This window comes from Kocuria himachalensis, from assembly GCF_054784195.1.
Map to the genome: position 1 here is coordinate 98,065 of NZ_BAAGPL010000016.1, position 22,371 is coordinate 120,435.

Annotated in this window: 18 protein-coding genes; 5 read left to right on the forward strand and 13 right to left on the reverse strand. The window is 71.2% G+C overall.

Annotation, left to right across the window (positions count from 1 at the left end):
- Positions 1 to 26 precede the first annotated feature (26 nt).
- Positions 27 to 1,034, reverse strand: a complete 1,008-nt coding sequence (locus ACYVM4_RS11255; protein ID WP_460668624.1) for a sugar phosphate isomerase/epimerase family protein — start codon at positions 1,032 to 1,034, stop codon at positions 27 to 29.
- The gene (locus ACYVM4_RS11260; protein ID WP_460668625.1) at positions 1,031 to 2,209 is read right to left on the reverse strand and encodes a Gfo/Idh/MocA family protein; all 1,179 of its coding nucleotides are present in this window, start codon (positions 2,207 to 2,209) and stop codon (positions 1,031 to 1,033) included. Before ACYVM4_RS11260 ends, ACYVM4_RS11255 begins: the two co-directional genes overlap by 4 nt.
- 156 nt (positions 2,210 to 2,365) lie before the next feature.
- On the opposite strand from ACYVM4_RS11260, the gene ACYVM4_RS11265 reads away from it, so the two are divergent.
- A complete protein-coding gene (locus ACYVM4_RS11265) occupies positions 2,366 to 3,373 on the forward strand; it encodes a LacI family DNA-binding transcriptional regulator (protein WP_460668675.1) in 1,008 nt (335 codons plus the stop codon).
- A 110-nt stretch (positions 3,374 to 3,483) separates the two neighbouring features.
- On the opposite strand, the gene ACYVM4_RS11270 is transcribed toward ACYVM4_RS11265, so the two are convergent.
- The 7 genes from ACYVM4_RS11270 to ACYVM4_RS11300 all read right to left on the reverse strand — a co-directional run bounded on the left by ACYVM4_RS11270 (position 3,484) and on the right by ACYVM4_RS11300 (position 12,157).
- Positions 3,484 to 4,521, reverse strand: a complete 1,038-nt coding sequence (locus ACYVM4_RS11270) for a Gfo/Idh/MocA family protein (protein ID WP_460668626.1) — start codon at positions 4,519 to 4,521, stop codon at positions 3,484 to 3,486.
- A 166-nt stretch (positions 4,522 to 4,687) separates the two neighbouring features.
- Positions 4,688 to 6,223 carry a CoA-acylating methylmalonate-semialdehyde dehydrogenase gene (locus tag ACYVM4_RS11275; RefSeq protein WP_460668627.1) on the reverse strand — a complete coding sequence of 512 codons (1,536 nt, stop codon included), beginning with the start codon at positions 6,221 to 6,223 and terminating at the stop codon, positions 4,688 to 4,690.
- Between the two features lie 143 nt (positions 6,224 to 6,366).
- Complete coding sequence (gene iolD, locus ACYVM4_RS11280) at positions 6,367 to 8,322, reverse strand: 3D-(3,5/4)-trihydroxycyclohexane-1,2-dione acylhydrolase (decyclizing) (RefSeq protein ID WP_460668628.1); 1,956 nt, start codon at positions 8,320 to 8,322, stop codon at positions 6,367 to 6,369.
- Entirely contained in the window at positions 8,319 to 9,257 is a 939-nt protein-coding gene (locus ACYVM4_RS11285) for a Cgl0159 family (beta/alpha)8-fold protein (RefSeq protein ID WP_460668629.1), read from the reverse strand. The genes iolD and ACYVM4_RS11285 overlap by 4 nt, the downstream gene beginning before the upstream one ends.
- The gene (gene iolC / locus ACYVM4_RS11290) at positions 9,254 to 10,240 is read right to left on the reverse strand and encodes a 5-dehydro-2-deoxygluconokinase (protein ID WP_460668630.1); all 987 of its coding nucleotides are present in this window, start codon (positions 10,238 to 10,240) and stop codon (positions 9,254 to 9,256) included. Before iolC ends, ACYVM4_RS11285 begins: the two co-directional genes overlap by 4 nt.
- Complete coding sequence (locus ACYVM4_RS11295; RefSeq protein WP_460668631.1) at positions 10,237 to 11,163, reverse strand: sugar phosphate isomerase/epimerase family protein; 927 nt, start codon at positions 11,161 to 11,163, stop codon at positions 10,237 to 10,239. Before ACYVM4_RS11295 ends, iolC begins: the two co-directional genes overlap by 4 nt.
- 34 nt (positions 11,164 to 11,197) lie before the next feature.
- Positions 11,198 to 12,157, reverse strand: a complete 960-nt coding sequence (locus ACYVM4_RS11300; protein ID WP_368822694.1) for a sugar phosphate isomerase/epimerase family protein — start codon at positions 12,155 to 12,157, stop codon at positions 11,198 to 11,200.
- A 464-nt stretch (positions 12,158 to 12,621) separates the two neighbouring features.
- Between ACYVM4_RS11300 and ACYVM4_RS11305 the strand changes: the two genes are divergently transcribed.
- Positions 12,622 to 13,014, forward strand: a complete 393-nt coding sequence (locus tag ACYVM4_RS11305) for a tautomerase family protein (RefSeq protein ID WP_460668632.1) — start codon at positions 12,622 to 12,624, stop codon at positions 13,012 to 13,014.
- Between the two features lie 112 nt (positions 13,015 to 13,126).
- On the opposite strand, the gene sucD is transcribed toward ACYVM4_RS11305, so the two are convergent.
- Together sucD and sucC are read right to left on the reverse strand one after the other, a co-directional pair.
- Positions 13,127 to 14,044, reverse strand: coding sequence for a succinate--CoA ligase subunit alpha (gene sucD / locus ACYVM4_RS11310; RefSeq protein ID WP_368822692.1), 918 nt, complete (start codon positions 14,042 to 14,044; stop codon positions 13,127 to 13,129).
- A gap of 39 nt (positions 14,045 to 14,083) precedes the next feature.
- Entirely contained in the window at positions 14,084 to 15,253 is a 1,170-nt protein-coding gene (gene sucC / locus ACYVM4_RS11315) for an ADP-forming succinate--CoA ligase subunit beta (protein ID WP_460668633.1), read from the reverse strand.
- Between the two features lie 261 nt (positions 15,254 to 15,514).
- Between sucC and ACYVM4_RS11320 the strand changes: the two genes are divergently transcribed.
- A complete protein-coding gene (locus ACYVM4_RS11320) occupies positions 15,515 to 16,258 on the forward strand; it encodes a hypothetical protein (RefSeq protein WP_460668634.1) in 744 nt (247 codons plus the stop codon).
- Between the two features lie 350 nt (positions 16,259 to 16,608).
- Positions 16,609 to 18,057 carry a sugar porter family MFS transporter gene (locus tag ACYVM4_RS11325; RefSeq protein WP_460668635.1) on the forward strand — a complete coding sequence of 483 codons (1,449 nt, stop codon included), beginning with the start codon at positions 16,609 to 16,611 and terminating at the stop codon, positions 18,055 to 18,057.
- Between the two features lie 183 nt (positions 18,058 to 18,240).
- Here the strand turns inward: ACYVM4_RS11325 and pcrA are convergent, their stop codons facing one another.
- Positions 18,241 to 20,703 carry a DNA helicase PcrA gene (gene pcrA, locus ACYVM4_RS11330; protein WP_368822688.1) on the reverse strand — a complete coding sequence of 821 codons (2,463 nt, stop codon included), beginning with the start codon at positions 20,701 to 20,703 and terminating at the stop codon, positions 18,241 to 18,243.
- Positions 20,704 to 20,758: 55 nt separating this feature from the next.
- Positions 20,759 to 21,487 (reverse strand): NHL repeat-containing protein, encoded by a 729-nt coding sequence (locus ACYVM4_RS11335; RefSeq protein ID WP_368822687.1) that lies wholly within the window; start codon positions 21,485 to 21,487, stop codon positions 20,759 to 20,761.
- Positions 21,488 to 21,639: 152 nt separating this feature from the next.
- Here ACYVM4_RS11335 and ACYVM4_RS11340 point away from each other — a divergent pair, with 152 nt between their 5' ends.
- Entirely contained in the window at positions 21,640 to 22,320 is a 681-nt protein-coding gene (locus ACYVM4_RS11340) for a hypothetical protein (protein WP_460668636.1), read from the forward strand.
- The last annotated feature ends 51 nt before the right edge of the window (positions 22,321 to 22,371 follow it).

A 22,371-nucleotide genomic window follows, 5' to 3' on the forward strand; every position in this document is an offset into this window, starting at 1 on the left:
GGGCCCTTCCCGTGAAGGCGAACGGATCAGCGCAGCGCGCCGACGGACGCCGCGGCGTCCTTCAGGACGCCCGCGGCGATCTCGAGGCCCTCGATGCGGCCCAGGGAGACGTCCTCGTGCTCGATGTTGACCGCCATGTCCGGGTCCACCTCGTGCAGGGCGGCGAGGAACTCGGCCCAGTACGCAGTGTCGTGGCCGCGGCCCAGCGCCACGAAGTCCCACGCGGAGTCCTTCGGCCACTCGTTGACCCACTCGTCGCCGCCGAGGTTGGTGCGGTCCTCCTCGGGTGAGAGACGGCGAAAGCTGTTGTCCAGCACACCGTAGAGCGCGGCGTTGTCCGTGTTGATCCGCACGTCCTTCGCGGCCGCGTGGAAGATCAGCGGGCCGAGTTCGCGGACCACGGCGACCGGATCCATCTGCTGCCAGAACAGGTGCGAGGCGTCGAGCTCCACCCCCACGTGCGTGGCACCGGTCAGCTCGATGAGCTTGCGGACATCGGCGGTGTTGAACACGACGTTCTGCGGGTGCAGCTCCAGGGCCACCTTCACGCCGTGGTCGGCGGCCATCCGGTCGGTCTCCCGCCAGAAGTCGGCCACGATCCCCCACTGGTAGTCCAGGATGTCCAGGGAGGCCGAGTTCCAGGCGTTGACGACCCAGTTGGGCACCGTGGCCCCGGGCTCCCCGCCGGGCAGCCCCGACATGGTGACCACCCGGGTCTGGCCCAGACGGTGTGCCAGCCGGATGGAGCGGCGGACGTCCTCGGCGTGCTTCTCACCGATTCCCCGCTTCGGGTGCAGCGGGTTGCCGTTGCAGTTCAGACCGGCGATCGAGACACCGGTGCCCTCGAAGAGCCCCAGGTAGTCGTCGCGGGCCGCGTCGCTGACCAGGATCTGGTCCATGTCCGGGACGTGGACGGCCGGCAGGAACCCGCCGGTGTTGATCTCGATGCCGGTCAGGCCGAGGTCCGCGATGACCTTCAGGGCCTCGGGCAGGGGCCGGTCGTGCAGGATCGCGTTGTAGACGCCGAGCTTCACAGGACGACCTTCTTTCCGTGATTGGCAGCCGACTCCACAGCGGCCGCCAGGATCTCCATGTTGTGCACACCGTCCGCGAAGGAGGCGTTGCGCGGCAGCGAGACGGACTCGTCGAGGCCGGCGACCTCCTCGAGGAAGGCCCGGGCCTGATAGCCGAAGGCGTCGTTCTGGCCGAAACCCACACCCGGGGCGTCCATGGCCAGCCCCTGCGAGAGGTAGGCGTGGCCGGGGCCCAGGTTGACGGTGCGGTAGCCGTTGGTGGCCTCCGCACCCTCGTGGAGGAACAGCTCGATCTCGGCGGGGCGCAGCTGGTTGAACCGGGCCGCGCCCTTCTCGCAGAACACCTCGAAGGTGAGCGTGTTGGGGTGCCCGGCGGCCACCCGGGAGACCTCGAGGCTGCCGGCGCCGGAGGCGAACTCCGCGGAGTAGGCGGCGTAGTCGTCGTTCTCGACCGGCTCGTAGACGTCGCTGACCTCGACGATGTCGTGGCCGACCACCGCACCCACCGGCAGCGGGCGTTCGGTGATGGTGGTGGCCAGCCGGCCGCCGGACACGGAGGCGATGTCGCCGCAGAGGAACTCCGCGACGTAGGCCAGGTGGCTGCCGACGTCGGCCAGTGCCCCGGAGCCGGGACCGCCCTGGTAGCGCCAGCTCATCGGGGCCTTGGGGTTGAACCCGTAGTCGGTCCAGTACCGGCCGCTGAAGTGCAGGACCTTCCCCAGGGTGCCGTCCTGGATGAGGTCGCGGATGGCGGCGATGCCGGGGGTGCGGCGGAAGGTGAAGCCGATGCGGGCGATGGACTCGGCCTGCTCGGCGGCGCGGGACATGGCGCGGGCGTCCTCGAGGGTGTCGCTGAGCGGCTTCTCGCACAGGACGTGCTTGCCCGCCTCCAGCAGGCCCTCGACCGCCCGGCGGTGGAAGCGGTTGGCGATGACGACGCTGACCACGTCGATCTCCGGGTCCTCCGCGATCGCCTCCCACGACCCCACGGCCCTCTCGTAGCCGTAGCGCCGGGCGACGTGCCCGCCCAGCGTCTCGTTGACGTCGCCGACGGCGACGAGGCGCAGCGGGGGCATGACGGGGTCGTAGAGCGTGGGGGCCACACGGTAGGCCGCCGCGTGAGCCTGCCCGGCCATGCCGGCGCCGATGACGGCGATGCCGATGCTGTCGGTCATGTCTGTCTCCTGGAATGAGGACGGGACGAGGAAGGAAGAGCGGCCACTGAACCGTCCGCTGTGGTGCCGCCCACAATTGGAGCGCTCCAATGAGCGTAGGATCTCCCTCGGACCGGGTCAAGAGATGTGTCAGGACAAATTCGGGGAGACAATGCTCTGGTGAACTCACGACCGCCCACCATCTACGACGTCGCCCGGACCGCGGGGGTCTCCAAGTCCCTGGTGTCCCTCGTCCTGCGCGGCTCCCCCAGCGTGTCGGAGGCCCGGCGGTCCGCCGTCCTGGCGGCGGTGGAGCAGCTGGGCTACCGACCCAGTCAGGCCGCCGCGGCGCTGGCGGGGGCGACGACCCGCACGATCGGGGTGGTGATCGACGACTACCGGAACCTCTGGTTCGTGGAGCTGCTGCGCGGCCTGCAGGAGGGCCTGGCGTCGCACGGGCTGCGGATCGCGGTCGCGGACCACACGCTCAACGCTCACGTGGAGGCGCACCCGCTGGACGGCTTCCTGTCGATGCGCGTCGACGGGCTGGTGATCGCCACGGAGCCGACCGGTGCCATGCGCGTGCCCGAGGGACTGCCCGTCGTCGTGGCCGGCCACCGGGAGGGCCTGGTCCCGGGCGCGGACGTCGTCGCCAACGACGACCGCCTCGGTGCGCGACTGGCGATGGAGCACCTGACGGATCTGGGCCACCGCCGGATCGGCCACCTCACGGGCGGGGGCGGGGCCGCCCGGCTGCGGGCGGAGGGCTTCGCGGAGTCGATGGTCGCGGCCGGTCTCGAGCCGCGCACCGTCCCGGGGCGAGGCGCCACCACGGAGGAGGACGGCTACGCCGCCGCGGTGCGCCTGCTCGACACGGCCCCGGAGACCACGGCGGTCTTCGCCGCCAACGACACCATGGCCATGGGGGCGCTCGCAGCGGCCGGCGAGCGCGGGCTGCGCGTCCCGCAGGACCTCTCCGTGGTGGGCTACGACGACTCCCCCATCGCCTCCACCCACCTCCTGCGGCTGACCACCGTCGACAGCCGCAACGCGGAGATCGGCGAGGTGGCCGCCGAGCGGCTGGTGGCCCGGATCGGCGGGAGCCGGGGCACGGGGGCGGCGGTCCTGCTCGTGCCGGAGCTCGTCGTCCGCGGGTCCACGGCGGCACCCCGCTCGACCGGGTGACGAGGGAACCCGTGGAGCGCCCCGTCGGCGGGACGCTCGGCGGCGCGCCAGGACGCACGAGGGCGCGGCGGGGCGACCGCCCCACCGCGCCCTGACGCCGGTCCCGCCGCTCAGGCGCTGACGGGAACCTGTGCCGTGCCGTAGAGCTCCGGCTTGGGCTGCATCCGTACGGGCACGATCTCCCCGCTCGCCTGGGCCTGGACCCCGGCCTCGCAGCAGGCGGCCGTGGCGTAGCCGTCCCACGCCGAGGGACCGCCGATCTGCCCGCGCGCCGCGGCGTCGACCCACGCCTGGATCTCCCGGTCGTAGGCCTCGACGAAGCGCTCCTCGAAGCCCGGGGTGACGCTGCCGCCCCAGGTGCCGGCGGTGCGGACGTAGGGCTCGGTGTCGCCGCCGATGCCCACCACTCCGGTCTCGAAGGACGCCTGCGTGGCGACCTGGTAGCCGAACTGGGCGTTGACGTAGGCCTCCACCTGGGCCAGCACCCCGGACTCGGTCTCCATCAGCACCAGCTGCGGGTCCTTCTGGCCCTCCGGGGCGTTGCGGGTGGACCGCCCGATCCGGACCTGGACCGAGGTGATCTCCTCACCGGTGAAGAATCGCACGGCGTCGAACTCGTGCACCACGGAGTCGTTGATGATCATCTCGTTGGTGAACCCGGGCGGGGTGGTCGGGTTGCGGTGCTGGTGGTGCAGGGTCAGCAGCTCGCCGTAGGTCTTCTCCTCGATCATCCGGCGCAGGGCGAGGTAGCTCGCGTCGAAGCGGCGCATGAAGCCGACCTGGATCAGCTGGCGGCCGGCGGCGACCTCCGCCTCGACGACGCGCCAGGAGGACTCCGCGTCCGGGGTCAGCGGCTTCTCGCACAGGGTGGGCAGCCCGTGCTCGATCGCGGACAGCAGCACCTGCTCGTGCAGGAAGCCCGGGGTGGCGATCAGGGCGGCGTCGACGTCGTCCCGGTCGAGCACCTCCTGGAAGTCTGTGTGGGCGACCGCGCCGGGGATGTGGGCGATGGCGGCCTCGGCCCGGGTCCTGTCGATGTCGACGACGGCGGCGATCTCGGCGCCGTTGATCCGGCGGTGGATCCGCTCGATGTGGTCGGCGCCCATGCGGCCGGCTCCGACGACGGCTACGCGCAGGGTGGTGGTCATGATGAAACTCCTTCCGCCCGCTGGGGGCGTGTGGACCCGGTCGGTCCGGATGGTGGTGGAAGCCGCGTCGCTCCGTCCCTGCCCCGCCTTCGCGTGCGGGACAGGGACGGGGACCCGAGGTCCGGGCACAGCGGCTGGGCGCCGCTGTCCGTGGAACGGGCTGGACTCAGTGGTCGGACGAGGACGGGAAGGCGAAGGAGGCCCCGGAGGCGTGGTGCGGCTCGGGCCACCGCTCGGTGACGGCCTTGCCGCGGGTGTAGAAGCGCACGCCGTCGGGACCGTAGATGTGGTGGTCGCCGAACAGGGAGGCCTTCCAGCCGCCGAAGGAGTGCCAGGCCACGGGCACGGGGATCGGGACGTTGACCCCGATCATGCCCACGGTCACCTGCCGCTTGAACTGGCGGGCGTAGGCGCCGGAGGAGGTGAAGATGGCGGTGCCGTTGCCGTACGGGTTGGCGTTGATGACCTCGATGCCCTCGTCCAGGGTGTCCACGCGCAGCACCACGAGGACGGGTCCGAAGATCTCCTCCTCGTAGGCCTGCATGTCCTTCCGGACCTTGTCCAGGACGGTGGGGCCCACGAAGAAGCCGTCCTCGTGGTCCTTGACGATCAGGTCGCGGCCGTCCACGACGACGGCGGCGCCGGCCTCCTCCGCGTCGGTGACGATCCGGCGCACGCGGTCCCGGGACGCGGGAGTGATGACCGGGCCCATGTCGGAGGAGGCGTCCATGCCGTTGCCCACGGTGATGTCCTGGGCGCGGGCGGCGAGCTTGTCCACCAGCAGGTCCGCGGCCTCGCCCACGGCCACGGCCACGGACACGGCCATGCAGCGCTCCCCGGCGGAGCCGAAGGCGGCCGCGGTGAGGTTGTCGGCCGCGGAGTCCATGTCCGCGTCCGGCAGGACGATGGCGTGGTTCTTCGCCCCGCCGAGGGCCTGGACGCGCTTGCCGTGCTTGGTCGCGGTCTCGTGCACGTACTGGGCGATCGGGGTCGAGCCCACGAACGAGATGCCGTCCACGTCCGGGTGGGTCAGCAGCCCGTCCACGGCCTCCTTGCCGCCGTGCAGGACCTGGAACACCCCGTCCGGCAGGCCGGCCTGCTGCCACAGCTCGGCGAGCAGCAGGGCCGGGGAGGGGTCGCGCTCGGAGGGCTTGAGGATGAACGCGTTGCCGGTGGCGATCGCGACCGGGGCCATCCACAGCGGCACCATGACGGGGAAGTTGAACGGGGTGATGCCCGCGACCACGCCGAGGGGCTGGCGGAAGGAGTAGACGTCGATGCCGGTGGAGAACTGGTCGGAGTACTCCCCCTTGAGCTGCTCGGCGATCCCGCAGGCGAACTCGACGACCTCGAGGCCGCGGCCCACCTCGCCCTTGGCGTCGGAGAGCACCTTGCCGTGCTCGGCGGTGATCAGGGCGGCGAGGTCGTCGGTGTGGGCGGCCACGAGCTCACGGAACTTGAACAGCACCGCGGTGCGCCGGGCGATGGACATGTCGCCCCACTTGTCGGCAGCCGCCCGTGCGGCCGCGACGGTGGCCTGCAGGTCCTCGTCGGAGGCCAGGTGCAGGATCGCCGACACCTTGCCGGTGGCGGGGTTGTAGACCTCTTGGGTCTTCTCCCCGGTGCCGGTGCTGCGCGCCCCGTTGATGAAGTGCTCAATGTGCTTGAGCTGCTGGTCGGTCTTGTCGATCTGCTGAGTCATGGGATTCCTCCTTCAGTTGCCGAGCAGCGGACGCTGCCGGGCCTTGTGCTGCTGGTAGACCTGGTAGGCCTCGTTCGTGGAGCTCAGAGTCGCGGTAGCCGTCACGGACACGCCACCCAACTGTTGGCTCATGGGCTCTTCCTTCAGTTCCCGAGCAGCGGTCGCTGCCGGGCCTTGTGCTGCTGGTAGACCTCGTAGGCCTCGTTCGTGGACGGCAGGGTGGCGGTGCCCGTGACGGGCACGTCCCACCAGGACTCGGAGCTGGGCGCGTCGATCAGCGGGTCGGACTCCACGTGCACGAGCACGGGACCGGAGCCCTCGGGCACGGCTTTGGCCTGGGCCACGGCCGCCTTCAGCCGGTCGATGACACCCGCCCCGGGCTCGACGCGCAGCACGCGCACGCCGAGGGACTCGGCGTTGGTGGCCAGATCGATCGGCAGCGTCGAGCCGTCGTCGAAGCTGTGCCGGGCCCCGTCGAGGTAGCGGTACCGGGTGCCGAAGCGCTGGGAGCCCAGCTGCTCCGACAGGGCGCCGATGGAGGCGTAGCCGTGGTTCTGGATGAGCACCACCACGAGCTTGAGCCCCTCGGCCACGGCCGTGACGAGCTCGGTGTGCATCATCAGGTAGGAGCCGTCCCCGACCATCACCACGACGTCGCGGGCGTCCTGCGGTGTGCCGTCCCGGTCCGCCTCGGCCACGGCGGCCCGCTTGACCCCGAGCCCGCCGGCGATCTCGTAGCCCATGCAGGAGAACGCGTACTCGACGTGGTAGCCGTACGCGTCCTTGACCCGCCACATCTTGTGCAGGTCACCGGGCAGCGAGCCCGCCGCGCACACGACGACGTCGCGCTCGTCCATGGCCTCGTTGACGGCCCCGATGATCTCGTTCTGGCTGGGCAGCGGCAGGTGCCGCTGCGCGAACGCGGCGTCCACGGTCGCGTCCCAGCGCTGCTTCTCGGCCTCGACGGTCTCGGCGAGGTCCGCGCCGACCCGGTACCCGCCCAGCGCCCTCGTCAGTTCGACGAGGGTCCTGCGGGCGTCGGCGACGATCGGCACCGCGGTGCCCTGCTTGTACGCGTCGAAGGCCGCGACGTTGATGTTGACGAAGCGCACGTCCGGGTGCTGGAAGGCGGTGCGGGACGCGGTGGTGAAGTCCTCGTACCGGGTGCCGATGCCGATCACCAGGTCGGCGTCGGCGACCACGGCGTTGGACGCCGTGGACCCGGTGGACCCCACGGCCCCGAGGCACAGCGGGTGGTCCCAGTCCAGGACGCCCACGCCCGCCTGGGTGTAGGCCACCGGGATCCCGGTGGCCTCGGCGAACTCGGCCAGCGCCTCGGTGGCGAAGGCGTAGTGCACCCCGCCGCCGGCGATGATCACCGGCCGGGCGGCCGCGCGGATCGCCGCGACGGCGGCACGGACGTCCTCCTCCTCCGGAGCCGGCCGGCGGATCCGCCACTCCCGGGGGGCGAGGAACTCCTCGGGCACCTCCAGCGGCTCGGCCTGCACGTCCTGGGGCAGCGCGATCGTCACGGCACCGGTCTCGGCCGGGTCCGTGAGCACCCGCATGCCGTTGAGCAGCGCCGAGAAGAGCTGCTCGGGTCGCCAGACGCGGTCGAAGTAGCGGGACACCGGCCGGAACACGTCGTTGACGGTGATGTCGTTGGCGTCGGGGCGCTCGAGCTGCTGCAGCACCGGGTCCGGGACCCGGGAGGCGAACTGGTCCGAGGGCAACAGCAGCGCGGGCAGCCGGTTCGTGGTGGCCAGGGCCGCACCGGTGACCATGTTGGTGGCCCCGGGACCGATCGAGGTGCTCACCGCGAAGGTGGCCCGGCGCCGGGTGTGCCGGGCGTAGCCGACGGCCTGGTGCACCTGCGCCTGCTCGTTGCGGCCCTGGTAGTAGGGCATCACGGAGGGGTCCTCGGCCTGGTACTGCTTCAGGGCCTGGCCCACCCCGGCCACGTTGCCGTGGCCGAAGATGCCGAACATGCCCGGGATCGTGCGCTGCCGGTACTCCTCGGCGCCGATCCGGTCCACGGTCCACTGATTGGCCAGGAACTCCACGAGCGCCTGGGAGACGGAGAGGGTACGGGTGCTCATCGGGCGGCTCCTTCTTCGACGGGGTGCCCCTTGAGCAGGGACGCGGCGGTGGCCACGGCGCCGGCGACGTCGCCGTCCTCGGGGTAGAGCAGGGTGCGTCCGACCGTCAGGCCCTGGACGCCGGGCAGCGCGAGCGCGGCCTCCCAGGTCGCGAAGACCTCGTCGGGCCGCCCGCTCGGATCACCGCCCAGCAGGACCGTGGGCAGGGTGGTGGCCGCCATGACACGCTCCATGTCCTCGACCACGGGAAGCTTCATCCAGGTGTGCGCCGACGTCCCGCCGAGCCCTTGGGCGATGGCCACGGACTGGATGACGGCGTCGGCGGAGAGGTCGTTGACGATGCCGGTGCCGGTGCTCCGGGAGATGAACGGCTCGACCATCGCGATGAGGCCCAGAGCGGCCAGCGAGTCCACGGCCTTGGCGGTGTTCTCCAGCACCGAGGTGGTGTGCGGGTCCTCGAAGCAGATGCGGGTGAGCATCTTGCCGCCGTCGGCGCCGATCCGGTTCAGCGCCTCGGCGGTGTGTCCGGTGAAACGGTCGTCGATCTCGTTGACCAGCCCGGGCAGTCCGCCGCGGTTCATGGAGCCGAAGACGAGCTTGCCCTCGAGCGCCCCGAGCAGCAACAGGTCGTCCAGCACGTCCGGGGAGGCGAGGACGCCGTCGACCTTGGGGTCCGCGAGGGCGATCTGCAGGCGGTCGAGCAGGCTGCGCCGATCGGCCATGGCGCCGCCCTCGTCGCGCACCCTCAGAGCGCCGCGGGCCGCGTGGTCCGCGGCGACGACGAAGTTCTGCCGTCCGTGCACGGTCCCGGGGTGGCGACGGCGGGAGTCGGCGGCGCGCTGGACGGCGCGGGGGTCCTCGAGCCGGACCCGGGTCAGGTGCTCGTAGCGGCGCGGGTCCGCCGTGTCGAGCTCGAGGGGGGTGGTCGTGGTCATCGGGTGACTCCTTCGGGTACGGCGCGGCCGCGCTCGCGCAGCAGCTGGAAGACCTCGTCGGGGGTGGGCATGGCGTCGGAGCAGGAGATCTTCGACGCCACGATCGCGCCGGAGGCGTTGGCGTAGTCGAGGACCTGCTCGAGGCTCCAGCCCTGGTTGATGCCGTGGCAGAACGCTCCGCCGAAGGAGTCCCCGGCGCCGAGGCCGTTGACGGTCTCCACGGGGACCGGGGCCGAGACCACGCGCTCGTCGCGGGTCTTGGCCATGACCCCCTCGGGGCCGAGCTTGACCACGGCGATCCGCACGCCGGCGGCGAGCAGCCGGTCGGCCTGCTCGTCGGGGGTGCCCTCCCCCACGGCCACCGCGCACTCCTTGTCGTTGCCGATGGCGATGGTCACGTGGCCGAGCAGCTCGTGGACCTGCGCCCGGGCGTCCTCCTCGGTGTCCCAGAACATGGGCCGGTAGTCGAGGTCGAGGATCGTGTGCTGGTCGCCCCGCAGCTGCTCCCGCGGACGGGCCTCGTGGGCGGCGAAGTGGGCGGAGCGGGACGGCTCCTGGCACAGGCCCGTGACGGTGGACCAGAGGATGCGCGCCTCGGCCACGACCTCGGCGTCGATCTCCTCGGGGCGGATCTGCAGGTCCGGGGCCGTGGGGAAGCGTCCGTAGAAGTACAGCGGGAAGTCCTCCGGCGGCCGGATCGCGCAGAACGTGGCGGGGGTCTGCAGCCCCGGCACGGCGCTCACGAACCGGTCGTCCACGCGATAGCGGGTGAGCTCCCGGTGCAGGAAGGTGGCGAACGGGTCGTCGCCGGTGCGGGTGATCACCGCGGTGGACTCGCCGTGGCGGGCCGCGGCGACCGCCACGTTCGCCGGTGATCCGCCGAGGTACTTGCGGAACGTGGTCACGTCCTCCAGGCCGACGCCGATGTCGTCGGGATAGATGTCGACGCTGATGCGTCCGAGGGTCACGACGTCGTAGCTCACGCGTGGGCCTCCGCCTTCTGCTCGGTGTGCTGCGGGGTGCGGGCCGCTGACCGCCGGGCGGCCTCGGCGCGCTCGGTCATCTGCTCCAGCTGGTAGCGGGAGACCTCCGTGGCGTTCTCGTTCTCGGCGAAGACCGAGGAGACCATCACGGAGTCCGCCCGGTCGAGGAAGCCGTTGGTGGCGAGCCCGCCGAAGAACTCGTCCCAGTCGACGTCGCCGTCGCCGATCTTCAGGTGCTGGTGCACCCGGGCGGCACTGCCCGGGGGGTTGGTGATGTAGCGCAGCCCGTGCGAGCGGTGGTGGTCCATGCTGTCGGCGACGTGGACGACGCGCAGCCGGTCCCCGACCGCGGCCATGATCTCGCCCGGGGCGTCCGCCATGTGGAAGGTGTGCGGCGCCACGTAGGCGAAGCCGAGGTTCGGGGAGTTCACGCCCCGGATCACCCGCCACGCGGCCAGGCCCTGCTCCACGAAGTCGTCGGGGTGCGGGTCGATGGCGATGTGCACGCCCTCGGCCTCGATGAGGGGCAGCAGCTCCTCCATCGAGCGGTAGAACGCCCGCTCCGACTCCTCGGCCAGCTCGGGCCGGCCCTGGAACTCGGTGTTCATCTGCTGCACCCCGAGGTCCACCGTCATCCGGATGGCCCGCTTCCAGTACCGCACGGCCGCCTCACGGGCGTCGGGGTCCGGGGCGGACCAGCGCAGCACGGGCAGCACGGAAGCGATCTGCACCCCGGCAGCACGGCAGGCCGTCCGCAGGTCCGCGACGAGCCGGTCGTCGGCCTTGGGGTGGTTGAAGAAGGGCAGGAAGTCCGCGTGGGGCGTCAGCTGCAGGTGGTCGTAGCCCAGGTCCGCCGCGAGGCGCGGGAACTCCAGCAGGGAGTGGGTGGAGTGGAACGGTGTGGGATCGAGGGCGATCTTCATGGGCGGTTCTCCGGGTCGGTGGGGCGCGGACGGGTCAGCGGACGCGGGTGCGGGATCCGCAGCCCAGCAGGTAGGAGCGCGTGCGGGTGGCGATGGGCAGCGGGACGTCGAAGGAGGTGACGGGGTACATGTCCTGTTCGACGATGCCGAAGATCGGCCGGTCCAGCTTCTCGACCTCCGTGATGACCTCCGCGAGGTCCGGCAGGCCGGCGGGTGGCTCGACCATGACGCCGGCCAGGTTGGCCGCCGCCCAGGTCAGGTTCTCCCGCCGCACGCGCTCCATGATCGCGGGGTCGATCTGCTTCAGGTGCAGGTAGCCGATCCGCTCCGGGTACTTGCGGATGAGGTCCGCGGAGGACGCGCCGCCGTACTCGGCGTGGCCGGTGTCCAGGCACAAGGTGACCAGCTCGGGGTCGGTGCGCTGGAGGAAGGTCTCGATGTCGGGCTGGCCGCACACGTGGGAGTCCGCGTGGGAGTGGAACTGCTGCTGGAGGCCGTAGTCCTCGCGCAGCACCTTCCCCAGCCGGTCGTGGCCCGCGCAGAGGGCGTTCCACTGCTCGGTGCTCAGGTGCTCGTTCTCGAGGGCCTCGCCCGTCACGTCGTCGCGCCACATGGCCGGGATGACCACGATGTGCTCGCCGCCCATGGCGGCGGTCAGCTCGGCGACCTTCCGCGCGGGCTCCCACGCCTCGCGCCACTGGTCGGCACCGCGGTGGAACGCCGTGAAGACCGTGCCCGCCGAGACCTTCAGGTTCCGCTGGGCCAGCTCGTCCGCGAGCCGGGCGGGATCCGTGGGCAGGTAGCCGTAGGGGCCCAGCTCGATCCAGGAGTAGCCGGCTTCGGCGACCTCGTCGAGGAAGCGCTCCCACGGCGTCTGCTGGGGGTCGTCCGCGAACCAGACGCCCCACGAGTCCGGGGCGGTGCCGATCAGGACGGGCTTCTTCTGCTGGGCCGCCGCGTCGGCGGTCGTGGTGGTCGCGTTCTGCTGCGCCATGGTGACCTGCTTTCTGGTGGTGGACCGGCGTCCCGGGAAAGACGCCGGACGCCCGGCCGATCAGTGGTCCGGATCACAACCAGAATACGACATCAGGTCAGTTTGTAAAGACATACCGTCTAATTCGGCCGAGTGGAGCTGTGCCGCGCGCAGCGCGGGACCGTGACCGCCAGGAACACGTCGACGACACGTTCGGCGATCTTTGTCTTAATGTCTTGACATAATTTCTGGTCCGGTGGGACAGTGGCTTCTGACGGGGTGCGGCGGGAGCCCAGGCCCAGCATCCGGACGTCCCGGCCTCAGCACGGTTCCGCGCCCCGCGCGATCCACACGCGTCGCTCGTCCCCGCACTGCCCCGTCCCGCCGGCCGCCGGCCGACGGGCTCTCCGGGCTCCGGCCCGCTTCCGCCACGGAGCGCGCTGCGACCGCTCCCCGCACGCGCCACCCACCGAAAGGATCCGCTCATGCCCCTCGTGCGCATCGACGTCACCGAGAACCGCCGCTCCCCCGCACAGCTCCGCGACCTGGCCGACACCGTCCAGGACGTCATGCTCGACACCTTCGCCGCCCCGCCCCGGGACCGCTACCAGATCATCACCGAGCACAAGCCCGGCCAGATCATCGCCGAGGACACCGGACTCGGCTTCACCCGCACCGACGACCTCGTCATCGTCCAGGTCGTCCAGCAGGGCCGCAGCGAGGCCCAGAAGCAGGCCATGTACCGGGCACTGGCCGACCGGCTCGAGCAGCGCACCGGACTGTCGCCGCAGGACCTCATCGTCTCCGTCACCGAGAACACCCGCGAGGACTGGTCCTTCGGCGAGGGCGTCGCGCAGTTCCTCGAGGGTCAGCTCTGAGCTCACGGGTGTCCCGGCGCTCTCGGGCGCCCCGACACACGCGAAGCCCCGTCCACGGGCATCGTGGACGGGGCTTCGCGTGTGACGGGTCGGTGGGCGGGAGCCCGCCGGATCACTTGGTCTCGAAGATCTCCCGCATCAGCTGGGCGGTCTCGGACGGGGTCTTGCCGACCTTCACGCCCACGGCCTCGAGGGCCTCCTTCTTGGCCTGCGCGGTGCCCGAGGAGCCGGAGACGATGGCGCCGGCGTGGCCCATGGTCTTGCCCTCCGGTGCGGTGAAGCCGGCGACGTAGCCGACGACCGGCTTGGTCACGTTCGCCTTGATGAAGTCCGCGGCGCGCTCCTCGGCGTCGCCGCCGATCTCGCCGATCATCACGATGGCCTCGGTCTCGGGGTCCGCCTCGAACGCCTCGAGGGCGTCGATGTGGGTGGTCCCGATGACCGGGTCGCCGCCGATGCCGATGGCGGTGGAGAACCCGATGTCCCGCAGCTCGTACATCATCTGGTAGGTCAGGGTGCCGGACTTGGAGACCAGGCCGATCTTGCCCTTGCCCGTGATGTTCGCCGGGGTGATGCCCACGAGCGACTCGCCCGGCGTGATGATGCCGGGGCAGTTCGGGCCGATGATGCGGGTGGTCTGCTTGCCGTCCGCACCGGTCTTCGACTTCGCGTAGGCCCAGAACTCGGCGGAGTCCTGCACCGGGATGCCCTCGGTGATGACCACGACGAGCGGGACCTCGGCGTCGATCGCCTCGACCACGGCGTCCTTCGTGAAGGCCGGCGGCACGAAGACGATCGACACGTCCGCGCCGGTCTTCTCGACGGCCTCGGCGACGGTGCCGAACACCGGCAGCTCGACGCTGTTGCCGTCCTTGTCCTGGTGGGCCACGGTGGTGCCGGCCTTGCGGGCGTTGACGCCGCCCATGACCTGGGTGCCCGCGGCGAGCATGCGACCGGTGTGCTTGGTGCCCTCGCCGCCGGTGATGCCCTGAACGATGACCTTGGAGTCCTTGTTCAAAAAGATTGACATTGCTGTTCGTTCCTTAGAAGTGTTCGTCCGGTCGGCGGATCAGTTGGCGGCGTGGGCGAGCTCGGCGGCCTTGTCCGCGCCCTCGTCCATGGTCTCGGCGAGGGTGACGAGCGGGTGGTTGGCGCCGGCGAGGATGCGCCGGCCCTCCTCGACGTTGTTGCCGTCCAGGCGGACCACGAGCGGCTTGTCCTCCTCGTCCCCGAGGATCTCGAGGGCCTTCACGATGCCGTTGGCCACGGCGTCGCACGCGGTGATGCCGCCGAAGACGTTGACGAACACGGACTTCACCTGCGGGTCATTGAGGATCACGTCCAGACCGGCCGCCATGATCTCGGCCGACGCGCCACCGCCGATGTCCAGGAAGTTGGCCGGCTTGACGTTGCCGTGCTTCTCGCCGGCGTAGGCGACGACGTCCAGGGTGGACATGACCAGGCCCGCGCCGTTGCCGATGATGCCGACCTCCCCGTCGAGCTTGACGTAGTTGAGGTCGTGCTCCTTGGCCTTCTCCTCGAGGGGGTCGGCGCTGGACTTGTCCGCGAGCGCGGCGTGCTCCGGCTGGCGGAACTCGGCGTTCTCGTCGAGGGTGACCTTGCCGTCGAGGGCGATGACCTGCCCGTCGCCGGTCTTCACCAGCGGGTTGACCTCGACGAGCGTGGCGTCCTCCTTCTTGAAGACGTCCCACAGCTTGACCAGGACCGGGACGACCTTGGCCGCGGTCTCCTCGTCGAAGGCGGCCTGCTGCACGATCTCCTGGGCCTTGGCCTCGGTGATGCCCTCGGTCGGGACGACCTCGACGCGGGCCAGGGCCTCGGGCCGCTCGACGGCGAGCTGCTCGATCTCCACGCCGCCCTCGACGGAGCACATGGCCAGGTACGACCGGTTGGCGCGGTCCAGCAGGATCGAGAAGTAGTACTCCTCGGCGATGTCCGCGCCCTGGGCGATCATGACCCGGTGGACGGTGTGGCCCTTGATGTCCATGCCGAGGATCTGCTGGGCGTGCTCGTAGGCCTCGTCGGCGGTCTTGGCGACCTTGACGCCGCCGGCCTTGCCGCGGCCTCCGACCTTGACCTGCGCCTTCACGACGGTGACTCCGCCGATCTTCTCGGCAGCGGCCCTTGCTTCTTCGGGGGTGGTCGCGACGATGCCCTGGAGCACGGGGACGCCGTGCTTCTCGAACAGGTCGCGTGCCTGGTATTCGAACAGGTCCACGGGTGAATGCCCTTCTTCGTCGAAGTCGTGGGCGGCGGCGACCCGGGCAGTGTGCGGGCCGTCCTCCGACCTGGTGGTGAACGGAGCGCTGCGCATCCTCCCGGCCGAGGCCGGAGGATGCGTCCGGGCCGTTCCGCGAAGCCGTTCCGGGCGCGGGACTTTCCGGTGCACTCCCTGTACGAGACTGTAGTGCATGCCGATTCGGCGGCCACAACCGGGGGCGCGCGCGTGCGGCCCCGCGTTTCTTGATTGACTGGCCCCATGAGCTCTGTCGACTCCCCCGAGAACCGGGCGTTCGCCCCCGCCGATCCCGGCTTCCTCGTCTCGATCGCGACCTTCGCGTTCGTGGCCCTCGGACTGGAGGCCGTCGTCGACGGCACGGTGCTCACCTTCACCGGCGAGATCCCCGGCGTCTATCCGCTGGGCTGGCAGGTCTTCGCCTGGTTGTGCCTCGGCGCGGCGTGGTTCGGGATCCAGCGGGGCCTCGTGGCGTGGCTGCGCCACCGGGCGGCGGACCCCGTGGCCCCTCCGCCCCCGTCCTCCTCCTCCGCGGCCGACCACCGGCGGACCACGACCGCCCTGGGCGTGTTCGTGCTGGCCGTCCTGCTCGGGGTGATCCTGCCCGTCTTCCTCGTGGGCGAGGCGCGCGTGCAGCCGGTCCAGCTCTACCTGGATCTCTACGCCGAGTACGGCGCGGGCGCGTGGCTCGGCATGGTGGGCTTCGCCGCCTACCACGTGGGCCGGGCCCTGCTCCTCGCACTGGTCCTGACGTGCGTCCAGCGGGCCGTGGAGCTGCGCCGGCCGGCCCCCTGGACGCAGGTGGCCCCTGTGGGCGGGCTCGTCCTCGGGCTGCTGCTCGCGCTGCCCGGGCTGATCCTCGGCGGATGGGCCTCCGTCGCCACGGCCGTGGTCTGCTGCACGCTGCTGGGGGTGGTGCACAACCTCACCGGCAGGTCGCTGCGCTGGACGGCCCCCGCGGCCGTGGCGGTCCTGCTGTTCGTCTAGCTGCACTCGACCCGGTCGGTGCCCCGGGGCCCCGCCGTCCGGCTGCGACGGCACGGACGGACGTGCCCACGTCCGGCGCCCGGTGCGCCCGTCGCCCTCTCCACCCCGAGGCCGTCCCTCCCGCTCCGGTTCCGACGCCGACGCCGACGTCGACTTCGACGACGTGGATGACGACAGAGGTTGCGGCCGTCACAGAAAATCCCGACGCAGGGTTTCCTTGTAACTTCATATGTCCTAACATAAGGACATCAAGACCAGTGAGACGTGCGTCACGCCTCGAGTGGCCCGTCCGACCGACCCATCAGCACCCTGAAGCGCGCCCCGGCTGCGCACGAACAAAGGAACTCCCGATGGCCACCTCCTCACCCCGGGAAGCAGCTGCTGCGCTGCCCCCGCTCACCTCCGGCCCACATCGCAAGCGCCTCGGTCTCATCTCGGTCGTCGCCTGCTTCGGCGGCCTGCTCTTCGGCTACGACACCGGGGTGATCAACGGTGCGCTGCGTCCCATGTCGGAGGAGCTCGGCCTCACCCCGATCACCGAGGGCGTGGTCACCAGCTCGCTCGTCTTCGCGGCCGCCGTCGGCGCCCTGTCCTGCGGGCGCCTCTCCGACGCCTGGGGGCGCCGGAAGACCATCCTCCTGCTCGCCGTCCTCTTCCTCCTCGGGACCCTGGTGGTCGTGTTCACCCCCAACTACGAGGTTCTCGTGGTCGGACGCATCCTGCTGGGCCTGGCCGTGGGCGGGGCCTCGGCGGTGGTCCCGGTGTTCCTGGCGGAAATGGCGCCCTACGAGATCCGCGGATCGATCGCGGGCCGCAACGAGGTGGCCATCGTGATCGGCCAGCTCTCCGCGTTCGTGATCAACGCGATCATCGGCAACGTCTTCAGCGACGTCACCGGGGTCTGGCGGATCATGTTCGCGATCTGCGCGCTGCCGGCCGTGGCACTGTTCATCGGGATGCTCCGGATGCCGGAGTCCCCGCGCTGGCTGGTCGAGAAGGGCCGGCACGAGGAGGCCCTCGAGGTGCTCAAGACGGTGCGCTCCGAGGACCGGGCGATCGCCGAGCTCGGCGAGGTCGAGCACATCACCGAGGAGGAGCGCGCCGAGAACCGGATCGGGCTGGGCGCCATCCTGACCAACAAGCACCTGCTCCGCATCCTGCTGGTCGGCATCGGCCTCGGCATCGTCCAGCAGTTCACCGGGATCAACTCGATCATGTACTACGGGCAGATCGTGCTCATCGAATCGGGCTTCGAGGCGGGCGCGGCCCTGATCGCCAACATCGCCCCCGGGGTGATCGCCGTGGTCGGCGGCCTCATCGCGCTGTACATGATGGACCGCCTCGACCGGCGCAAGACCTTCATGATCGGCCTGAGCCTCACGACCACCTGCCACCTGCTCATCGGGATCGCCGCGTTGACGCTGGCGGTGGACAACCCGCTGCGGCCCTGGGTGATCCTGGCCCTCGTGGTGGCCTTCGTCGGCTCCATGCAGACCTTCCTCAACGTCGCGGTCTGGGTGTACCTCTCCGAGGTGTTCCCCCTGCACATGCGCGGCTTCGGGATCGGCGTGTCCGTCTTCATGCTCTGGGTGGCCAACGGCGTCCTCGCGCTCTACTTCCCCTCCCTGGTCGACGCGGTCGGCATCACCGGCACGTTCTTCCTCTTCGCCGGGTTCGGCGTGCTCTCGCTGATCTTCGTCTTCACCCAGGTCCCCGAGACCCGCGGACGCACGCTCGAGGCCCTCGAGGAGGACGTCTCCACCGGCGCGATCTACACGGTGAAGGCGAAGTCCTCCTAGAGGTCCCCTGAGAGGTCAGCGGCGGGGACGCCCTGACGTGCGGAGAGCCTCCGGTCGGAGTGCGGGTCGGACCCGCACTCCGACCGGAGGCTCTCTTCACGTTCCGCCCTCTGCTCCCGCACGGGACCCGAGGGCGAGGCCGGCCCGCACGACGTCGCCGGGTGCGTCCGCGACCGCGGCGGCTCAGCCGACCTTGGTCAGCGGTGCGTAGCGCAGCAGCAACCGCTTCTCGTCGGCCCCGAAACGCACCTTCGCCACGGTCTTGTCACCGGCGCCCTCGACGGAGACCACGGTGCCCTTGCCGAAGGCCTTGTGGTCCACGGTGTCACCGACGGACAGGCTGGGGATCTCCTTATTGGGCTGGACCCGGCCCGCCGTGGTGGCCCGCGACGGCGCCATCCGCTCGAAGGCCGCGTTCGACGCCGCCGCGGCGCCCCAGTACGAGCCCCGCATCGGGTCCCGCTGCCCGGAGCCGCCGTGCAGCGAGGAGCCCCACGACGCCGGAGCCGAGGACCCCTCGCGCTTCCAGTCGAGGAGCTCGGCCGGGATCTCGTCGAGGAACGGACTGGCCGGGTTGTACTGGGACTGCCCCCACATGGAGCGGAACTCGGAGCGGGTGAGGTAGAGGCGCTCGCGGGCGCGGGTGAGCCCCACGTAGGCGAGGCGACGCTCCTCCTCCATCTCCTTCTCGTCCGTGAGGGAGCGCTGGTGCGGGAACAGCCCGTGCTCCATGCCGGTCAGGAAGACCACGGGGAACTCGAGGCCCTTGGCGGTGTGCAGGGTCATGAGGGTGACCACGCCCTGGGCGCGGGCCTCGGCGACCTCCGCCGCGATCTGCTCGGCGCTCGGCCCACCCTCGGTGCCGGCGGCGGGCCGGTTCGGGATCTGGTCGGCGTCGGCCACGAGGGAGACGTGCTCGAGGAACTCGGGCAGCCCGGCGTCGGGGTGGTCCCGCTCGAACTCCCGGACCACGGCCACGAGCTCCGCGAGGTTCTCGACCCGGGACTCGTCCTGGGGGTCCTGCGACTGGCGCAGCGCGGCGAGGTACCCGGACTGCTCCAGGACGGCCTCGAGGACGCTGGCGGCCCCCGAGCCCTCGGCGACCGAGGCGAGGTCGTCCATGAGCTGGACGAAGGCCTTGACCGCGTTCAGGGAGCGGGTGGCCATGCCGGGTGCCTCGTCGGCACGGCGCAGCGCGGACATGAAGGAGACCCGCTCGCGCTCGGCGAGCGCCGCGGCGGCGCCCTCCGCGCGGTCACCGATGCCGCGCTTGGGCTCGTTCACGATCCGGCGCACGTTGATGTCGTCGTCCGGGTTCACGATCGCGCGCAGGTAGGACAGGGCGTCCTTGATCTCCTTGCGCTCGTAGAAGCGGGTGCCGCCCACCACCTTGTAGGGCAGGCCCACGCGCATGAGGATCTCCTCGAGGGAGCGCGACTGCGCGTTGGTGCGGTAGAACACGGCGACGTCGCCGGGGCGGTACCCGTCCTCGTCCTGGAGCCGGTCGATCTCCTCGGCGATGAAGCGGGCCTCCTCGTGCTCGTTCTCGGCGGCGTAGCCGGTGATCTTCTCACCGCTGCCGGAGGCCGTCCACAGCCGCTTCTCCCGCCGGCCCTTGTTCTTCGCGATCACCGCGTTGGCCGCGGTGAGGATGTTCTGGGTGGACCGGTAGTTCTGCTCCAGCAGGATGGTGCGGGCCTGGGGGTAGTCCTGCTCGAAGTCGACGATGTTGCGGATGTCGGCCCCGCGGAACGCGTAGATCGACTGGTCCGAGTCGCCCACGACGGTCAGCTCGGCGGGCGGCACGGTGCTCGTCCCCGGCCCGGCGTCCGCCCCGGTGCCGACGAGCTCGCGGACCAGGGCGTACTGCGCGTGGTTGGTGTCCTGGTACTCGTCGATGAGCACGTGCCGGTACCGCCGCCGGTAGTACTCGGCGACCTGCGGGAAGGCCCGGAGCATGTGCACGGTCTGGGCGATCAGGTCGTCGAAGTCCATGGCGTTGGCCGCGCGCAGCCGCTCGGTGTAGCCGCGGTAGACCTGGGCCACGGCGCTCTCGAAGGGGTCGGACTCGGAGACCCGGGACAGGTACGTCTCGTCGTCGACGAGCTCGTTCTTCAGCGCGGAGATCCGGTGCTGGATGCTCTTCGGCGCGAAGCGCTTGGGGTCGAGGTCGTGCTGCTTGGCCACGAGCGTGAGGAGCCGCAGGGAGTCGGCGGAGTCGTAGATGGAGAAGGTCGACCTCAGGCCCACGCTCGCGGCCTCCCGCCGCAGCACGCGCACGCAGAAGGAGTGGAAGGTGGAGATCGACATCGACCTCGCGGAGTCCCCCACCAGCTCGACCACGCGCTCGCGCATCTCGGCGGCGGCCTTGTTCGTGAACGTGATCGCGAGGATCTCGCCCTGGTGGGCCCGTCCGGTGGCCAGCAGGTGCGCGATCCGGTGGGTCAGCACGCGGGTCTTGCCGGAGCCGGCGCCGGCGACGATCAGCAGCGGTGAGCCGGAGTGCTCCACGGCGGCCCGCTGCGGGTCGTTGAGCCCGTCCACGAGGGCGTCGGCGGAGACGGTGCCCCGCCGTGGCCGGGTCTCGGTGCCGGGTCGGGCCACGGAGGCGGAGGGCAGGAGCGGGTTGTCGAAGAGGTAGTCCATCGTGGGCCCAGTGTACCGAGGCCGCACGACAGGCGGGTCGGCCGGGGGACGGCCCTCAGACGAAGTGCAGTTCGAGCCGGTGCCGGCCGTTGTCGTCCTCGACCCACAGCTCCGAGTCGGCGACCGTGACGCGGACGGGCCGTTGCAGCTCGATGTCGTCGTCGAACTCGACGGAGCCCTCGGTCCCACCGCCGTAGACGGTGTCGAGCTCCCGGCTGGTCGGGTCGAGGTGCCGGATGGCGTCGTTGCCGGTGTCGGCGATCACGATGGAGCCGTCGTAGAGGATCTGCAGGTCCTCGGGGTGGTCCAGCTGGGCCACGTCCGCGGGCCCGTCCGCGAAGCCCGCGCCCGCCCGGCCGACCACGGTGCAGACCTGCGGGCCGCCGTCGGGCTTGTCGGTGTCGATCTCGATGCAGCGCAGGGACGAGGAGTCCCGGTCGATGAGCCACAGCGTGCCGTCGCCGTCCTCGGTGATGGAGACGGTGGCCGCGAACTTGGCCTGCGCCGCCTTCCCGTCCCGCCGTCCGGACTCGCCCGTGCCCGCGAACTCGTACAGCACGTCGGTGTACGGGTCCCAGCGGAAGAGCCGGTGCAGGGAGGGCACCGCCACGATCACGGCCGAGAGCTTGTGCGACCACACCATGTCGGCCATGGGAGCGCCGCCGAGGACGGAGCAGTCCACCGTGCGGCGCACCGTCTCGTGGTCCTTCTCGAACAGCGTCAGCACGTTGCCCTCGGTCAGCCGCATGAGCAGGCCGTCCGGGAGTCCGATGGACAGTTCCATGACCGGCACCTCCGTGTCGTCCTCGTCGAGCGGCCGGTCGTCGTCGGCCGGTCCGCCCCCCGGTGCGGTCCGTCAGGACCGGTGCGGGTGGCCCCAGCCTACCCCTGCGCTCCCGGCGTTGGGCGGCGGGCGCGCGACCGGATAATGGGGGCATGGGACTGACACGCGCGCAGAAGGCACGCAAGCACGGCGCCACCACGGCGCCCCCGGGGCCGGCCCGGGGGACGCGCCTGCACCAGGCGCGGCCCGGCGAGCTCCGCCCCGAGCCCACGAGGTCCAGCTCGGGCCTCGTGGTGGGCGTGGCCATGTCCGTCTCGGCGGTCCTGTGGCTGTACGTGCACGCCTGGGTCCTCCCCCGCTTCGGCGCCGCCGCAGCGGGCGGGCTGACGCTGCCCGAGTGGATGCCGGGTGGATTCGGCCAGGAGCACGCCCAGCGGCTCGCCGCGGCGCTGGGCGAGCAGGGGCTCGCCCAGTACGAGGGGGTGCACCGCTCCTCCGGACTGCTGGCCCCGCTGCTCGTGGGGCTGGCGTGGCTGCTGTTCGTGGCGGTCAACACGGAGTCCCGCGCCCGGCGGTGGAGGCGCTCGGCCGTGGTGCTCGGCTTCGCGGCCGTCTCCCTGGCCGGCAACGCGGCGATCGACGCGGCTCTCGCCGACCCCGGGGACGGCGCCGCCGTGACCGCGGCGTCCGTGCTGGTGATCGCCCGCTGGGCGCTGCTCGTGCTGCTGCTGGCCGTGACCGCGACCGTGGCCGCAGAGGCCCTGCGGCGCCGGTCGAGGAGCGTCGCTGTCGACACCCCGCCGCAGGACCGACCGCCCGCGCCGCGGCGGTGACCGGCGCTCCCCGCCGTCGGACGGACCCCGGCCGTTCGGGCGCCGTCCGCT